We start from the raw sequence: 5,877 nt of genomic DNA on the forward strand, positions 1-5,877 counted from the left end.
CAACTCTGTTCAAGCTATGCGACGCCGCTGTGACGAGCCTCGAGGATTCGGACTCCCCTGGCACCGGGAAGCTGTCCAGAAGGCCGTCCACGACCGCGCCAAAGGCGCTCCAGGGCGCCTCCCGGAAACTGTGGTTGCGCACGATGAAGGACGGCCCGGCGAAAAAGTTCTCGTATTGCTGCTGGCGCGAGCCGAACTCGCTGCCGTACATGTCCCAGGCCAGGCGGTACAGCTTGACGCGGTCCACCGCGGTTTCATCCCCGGCCGCCCAGTAGTCCCTGAAGATGTCCCGGGTCGCCGGGTTTTCCAGCACCGAGATGTCGGCGGGCATCTGGAACACGCTGCCGCCGGACAACTCCCGCATCATCGCGATGATCTCGGGGTAGTGCTCCTGGCACCAGTTGAGCGCCGCATACATGTAGCGCCGGTTGAAATTCACGAATCCGTTGCCGAGGTCTTCGCAGTCCTGTATCTGGCCCTGGATCATCCCGCCCAGGGCCGCCTCCCACGCTGCGAGTCTCCCGAGTTTTTCCGCCACGACGGGAATCCTGTCGACCCCGGCGGATTGCGTGATCTTGTGGATGATTCCGGCGATGAAACGCAGTTTTGCATGAAAACGCACATTGGACTGGTGATTGCCGAGCGTGTGCGAGGCGGTCTGGACGTAAATCTCCCGCGAGAGCGCCGCGCGGTCGTGAACGAAAACGCGCTCCCAGGGCACCCGCACGTTATCGAAGATCAGCATCACGTCGCTTTCGTCGAAATTCGACGCGAGCGGACTGTCGAACTCCGTGGCCGCATAGAGCTCCATGGGCTTGCGTACCCACAGGGTCAGCCCCGCGGCATTCATCGGCACGGCGCAGGTTATGGCTTCCTTTTTCTTGTCATCGGAAATCGGCGTCAGGTTGCCGATCCAGACTTCATCGCAGAAGACGCCCGCCGTGGCCAGCATCTTCATTCCGTTCAGGATGACGCCGTTGTCATCCTCGTCGACGACCTGCAGCACGGCCTGGTATCCCCTGGTGTCGCCGAAGATGTTTTCGTTCTTGGACTGGGGGGCCGGATGCACGGCATACGAGGCGTACAAGTCGTTCTTTCTGAGGTGCTCGTAGTAGTCGGTGATATGGCCCGAACAGGAATCGCCGTCCCGGTCCAGTATTTCCGGGTTCATCGCAAGGCCCGTCACGAAGCTGGCGACGTGATCGGGACTTCGGCCGAAAAGACCGTATGTCCGTTCGGCGATCGCGTAGTGCGCCCGCGAGCGCCTGACGAGGTCTTCACGGGTTCGGGGCATGAGGAAATAGGACGAGAATTCCTCGCCCTCCTCCTCGAACGACATCGGCTCGCCGTTGGCGGGATCGGCCTTGTGGTCGAACAGCCTGGCCAGCGTTTGCGCAGCGCCCCTGAAGGCCGGGTGTTCGACAACGTCTTTCACCTCCTCGCCGCCGATGTAGACCTTGCGCCCATCCTTCAATCCAGCCAGGAATTTCTTGCCGGTACGCAGCATCTTTCCGATTCAGCGGCGAAAGCTAAAATGAACGATCAAATCCACGCCCGACCGTCGAACCGAATGGTTGCCTGCCGGACAAACAGGGGACGAGCATGTTGATGAACAACTGGTACGTGGCTGCCAAGAGCCATGAAGTGAATGCGGAAAAGCCATTGATCGTGCGTATGTTAGGCCAGAATTTCGTACTCTTCCGCACTCCCGAAAACCAGGCCGTCTGTCTGACCAACACCTGCTGCCATCGCGGCGGTTCGATAGGCCGGGGTGAACTGGACGGCGCCGGACGTATCGCCTGCGGCTACCACGGCTGGAAATTCAATGCGCAGGGCCAGTGCGTCGAGATTCCCGCCCTGGGGGAAGACACCAACATACCCAGGCGCGCACGGGTGGACTCGTATCCCGTCGAAGAGCATTTCGACTGGGTCTGGGTTTTCCTGGGCGACCTGGAAGAGGAACAGCGCCCGGCGATCCCGACGACCGTTTTCCCCGAGTACCACGACAAGGAAAACTGGCGAGTGGTTTCGATCGAGTTTGACGCCGATGTGAACTGGGCCCGCGGGCACGAGAACTCGCTCGACAGCGCGCATCCCGCATTTGTGCATTCGCGTTTCGGGCGGCGCAGCGCGCCGAAAGTGCAGATCGTCCCGCTGGTCGAAAACGACTTCGGGGGCCATAACGCCACTCGCGAACGCGTCCCGCCCAAGCACACGCAGGTGAGCGAGGATATCGCCAGGCTGGTTTCCAGAAAACGGGGCAATACGGTGGCCTCCACCGACTCCTACCTGGCGGGTATTTCGCACCGTATCGACATCACCCGCGAGGGCAATATCCGGCAGGTCACGGTCTCCGCGCGCACGCCCGTCGATTCGTACAACACGCGGATCTTCATGCACCAGGCGCGCAACTACCTGATGGAAGAGGAGCACGACGAGGCCCGCCTCGACGGCATCCGGCTGGCCTTCCGCGAGGACTATGAGGCAGTCGCTTCGGTCGAGCCGAAATTCGTGCCGCGCTCCATGGCGCACCAGCTGCTGGTCGAGTCCGATCAGCTCGAAACGGCGTTCCGGAAGGTGCTGTTCGATAAAGTGAAGCAGGGCTGGGAAATCGACGTCGAGAAACTGGAGCACGAAGGGCGCTACCGGCACTTCTCGATTCCGTCGCCGGCCCGCCGGGCCGACCCGAAGAACTGGGTCCACCCGGTTGTGCCTACGACTTTCCCCCGCCAGGACCAGGCCAGCGAATAAGCCGGCAGCGAATCCTCAGTAGTCGTACCAGAAATTTTGCCAGGCCGCCCGCGGGTGCAGATAATCCGCGGCTTCGCGTGCGTTGTCCGGCTGATACCCGGTCCAGAGATTGGGCTGATAGCGCTCTTCATACTGGTCGAAGACGTGCCGGTACATGCTGATGTGAAAATCGGGAATCCGATGGCGCTCGCGATAGGCCGCCATGTCGATCACGGCGCGGCGGCGGGTCTCGAAGGGGCCGGCCTGGGCAAGCACCTCGCCCTTCGGCCCGAATATCGAAGACCGCCCGACCCAATCGTTGCGCGGCGCGTTCTCGACGAAAAACTCTTTGTTCTCGTAGCCGATATTCAGTGAATTGTTCACGACCACCGTGAAGACGTCGTGATGGTAGGAGCACATCTGCGTGTCCTCCCAGCGGAACCCGCCGGTGGCGGGCCGCACCAGGATCTCCGCGCCTTTCAGCGCCTGCGCCCGGAACAGTTCGGGCTCATACTGGACCGGCGACATCGCGATGTTGCCGATGTCGGTCCGGGCTACGGGAATCACCGCGTCCCAGCCGTACATTTCGACGAAACGGTCGAAAACGTCGTAGATGCAGGTCGTGATCTGCTCGCTGTGCCGGAACGTTCCGCGCTTGGCGCGCTGCTTCCAGTGCCTGGCCACGATATTGCCATCCGGCCCCGCCAGGATCTGCATGTTCATCACGTGGCCCGGCCAGTCCTCGTCCTTGATCAGGCAGCCGAAAGCGATGTAGCAGTCGTATTGCTTCGCCTTCAGCGCAATCTCCTCGATTTCCCTGCATTCCGTATAACGCGCCACCCTCAGGTACTGCTCGCGGTTCTTCCTGCCTCCTCCCTGAAGGGGGAACTCGTGAAAACACACGAGGTCGGCCCGGCCCTTGCCCTGCGCCTTGTCGATCGCGTTGAGCGTGTAATCGAGGTTGTCCCGGATCAGCGGTTCCGGATCGTCCGGGTCAACCGGCCGAGTGCGCGTCTGCACGATATTGATGGACACCTTGTCGCGGCGCAGGTCAACGGTCGGATAGGTGCCGTCCTTGCGCACCATGGGGGGCACGGGAATGTCGTGTCGGGTTGTCATGGCGAAGCTCTCCGTTTGCGGCATCCTAGCAGCCCGCGGCGGAACGAAGGAACTACTGGGGCGCTTATGTCGCCGGTCGGATGTTCGCCTTCTCCAGGACCCGCCTGCGGTAGAGCAGGCACAGCAGCACCGTGATCAGAACGACGCCCGAGCCCAGGATGATCGGCCACGACAGACCGATCAGATCGGCCAGGATGCCGAAGAAAAACGTGCCCAGGGCCGGCCCGCCCCGGTTCAGCATGAACCAGGAGCTCATCACCCTTCCGCGGGTGTCCTCGTCAACCGCGTGCTGCACGAGCGATTGCGAAGACACGCTGAAGACCACGTTCATGAAACCGAGCGCGACCAGGAAGGCGCCCGCCACCCAGTATTCGCGCACCAGCGCGAAGGCGGTAGCGGCCGCGGCAATGGCGAGGCTGCTCAGCAACACGACCTTCATGAGACCGCTTGAATGGCGCGTCCGCGCCATGGACAGGCCACCCGCAATGCTGCCCGCGGCGCTCATCGAGATGAGGATCGACAGGCCCGCCATCCCCTCGGCAAACACCATATCCACGTAAGCGGGCAGCATGAACATGATCGGGCGGGCGAACAGGACCATCACGGCAGCAAGGACGACCGTCATCAGAATGGCCTTGTTGCGGCCGAGACAGGCCATCCCTTCGATCGCCTCGCCGAAGGCCCCGGTCCTCCGGTCCGGTGAACGCGGGGCTTTGCGCGCCAGCTCCGGCAGTCGAATCGCCGCAATGCAGGAAATAAAGACCACAAAGCTCAGCGCGTTCACCAGCATCGCCAGGCCGATCCCACTGACCGCAACGACCACCCCGGAAAGGATGGGACCGAGCAATCGGGCCGTGTGCAGACTGATGTTGCCTATCGCGATGGCCGCTGTCTGCTGCGCCGACGGCACGAGCCGTGGGACCACGGCCAGCCGCGCCGGTTGTCCGAGCGACTGAAACGCCGCCTGCAGCGCCCGGATAATGCAGATGATGACAACGTTGAGATGTCCGGTGCTGTAGATGGCGAAAAGGGCAAGCGCGCAGAACAGGCCGCCGCCGTTGCTGAAAAGGATGAGCCGACGCCGATCCAGGCGGTCGGCCAGCACGCCCCCCAACGGACCGACCAGGAAAATCGGCACGAACTGGGACGCCGCCACGATACCCAGCCAGACCGTGGAATTGGTGAGTTCCCAGATCAGCCAGGACACCGCCACCAGCTGAATCCAGTTTCCCGTCAGAGACAGCACGTTGCCCACCGAAAACAGGGCGAAGTTCCGGTTGCCGAACAGCTGCCTGACGGTCGAGATTTTCATCGCTTTCCAAGTCTATATGGCGTTCGCACGCGGGGCTCCGGCATGCGAAAATCGCGCCGGAACCCTCTGAGCACCCCTGATATGAACTCCTCGCCACTACGAATCGACGCCCACCAGCACTTCTGGAAGGTCGAGCGCAACGACTACGGCTGGCTGACCCCGGCGCTCAAGCCCCTATACCGTGATTTCGGGCCCGACGACCTCGCCCCGCTTCTGCAAGCGGCGGGCGTCGACAGGACCATCCTGGTCCAGGCCGCGCCCACCGTCGCGGAAACGCGCTTCCTGCTGGAACTGGCCGGGCAGACCGACCTGGTAGCCGGCGTCGTGGGCTGGATCGACATGGAAAGCGCCGACGCGGCGACGGTGCTGGCCGATCTCGCGCAAAACCCGAAGCTGGTCGGGATCCGGCCGATGATCCACAACATCGAGGACGAAGCGTGGATCACGCGCCCGGACCTGGCGGCGGCGACCGAGGCGGTGATCGATGCCGATCTGTGCTTCGACGCACTGGTCCGGCCCCAGCACCTGTCCTACCTGCTCGAATTCCTCAAGCGCCATCCTGACCTCAAAACCGTCATCGACCATGGCGCCAAGCCGGTCATTACCGAGGGCCTTTGGCAGCCGTGGGCGGACCGGATGTCCGAAATTGCCGAGAGCACCGATGCGTACTGCAAGCTTTCGGGTCTTTTGACCGAAGCCAGCCCGGACGCCGGCGG

The 5,877-nt window shown here is 62.6% G+C and carries 5 protein-coding genes; 2 read left to right on the forward strand and 3 right to left on the reverse strand.

The features are described from left to right. Positions 1–1,507: hypothetical protein (locus tag OXH56_13010; protein ID MCY3556227.1), on the reverse strand; the 1,507-nt coding region annotated here is incomplete at its 3' end. A 95-nt stretch (positions 1,508–1,602) separates the two neighbouring features. On the opposite strand from OXH56_13010, the gene OXH56_13015 reads away from it, so the two are divergent. Beyond that, complete coding sequence (locus OXH56_13015; GenBank protein ID MCY3556228.1) at positions 1,603–2,751, forward strand: Rieske 2Fe-2S domain-containing protein; 1,149 nt, start codon at positions 1,603–1,605, stop codon at positions 2,749–2,751. A 15-nt stretch (positions 2,752–2,766) separates the two neighbouring features. Here OXH56_13015 and OXH56_13020 read toward each other — a convergent pair whose 3' ends face one another. Both OXH56_13020 and OXH56_13025 read right to left on the reverse strand, forming a co-directional pair. After that, a complete protein-coding gene (locus OXH56_13020) occupies positions 2,767–3,849 on the reverse strand; it encodes a hypothetical protein (GenBank protein MCY3556229.1) in 1,083 nt (360 codons plus the stop codon). A gap of 64 nt (positions 3,850–3,913) precedes the next feature. Further along, positions 3,914–5,161, reverse strand: a complete 1,248-nt coding sequence (locus OXH56_13025) for an MFS transporter (GenBank protein MCY3556230.1) — start codon at positions 5,159–5,161, stop codon at positions 3,914–3,916. Between the two features lie 81 nt (positions 5,162–5,242). Between OXH56_13025 and OXH56_13030 the strand changes: the two genes are divergently transcribed. Beyond that, the coding region (locus OXH56_13030; GenBank protein MCY3556231.1) for an amidohydrolase family protein at positions 5,243–5,877 on the forward strand (635 nt) is incomplete at its 3' end.

Source organism: Gemmatimonadota bacterium (assembly GCA_026702745.1).
Taxonomy (GTDB): domain Bacteria; phylum JAAXHH01; class JAAXHH01; order JAAXHH01; family JAAXHH01; genus JAAXHH01.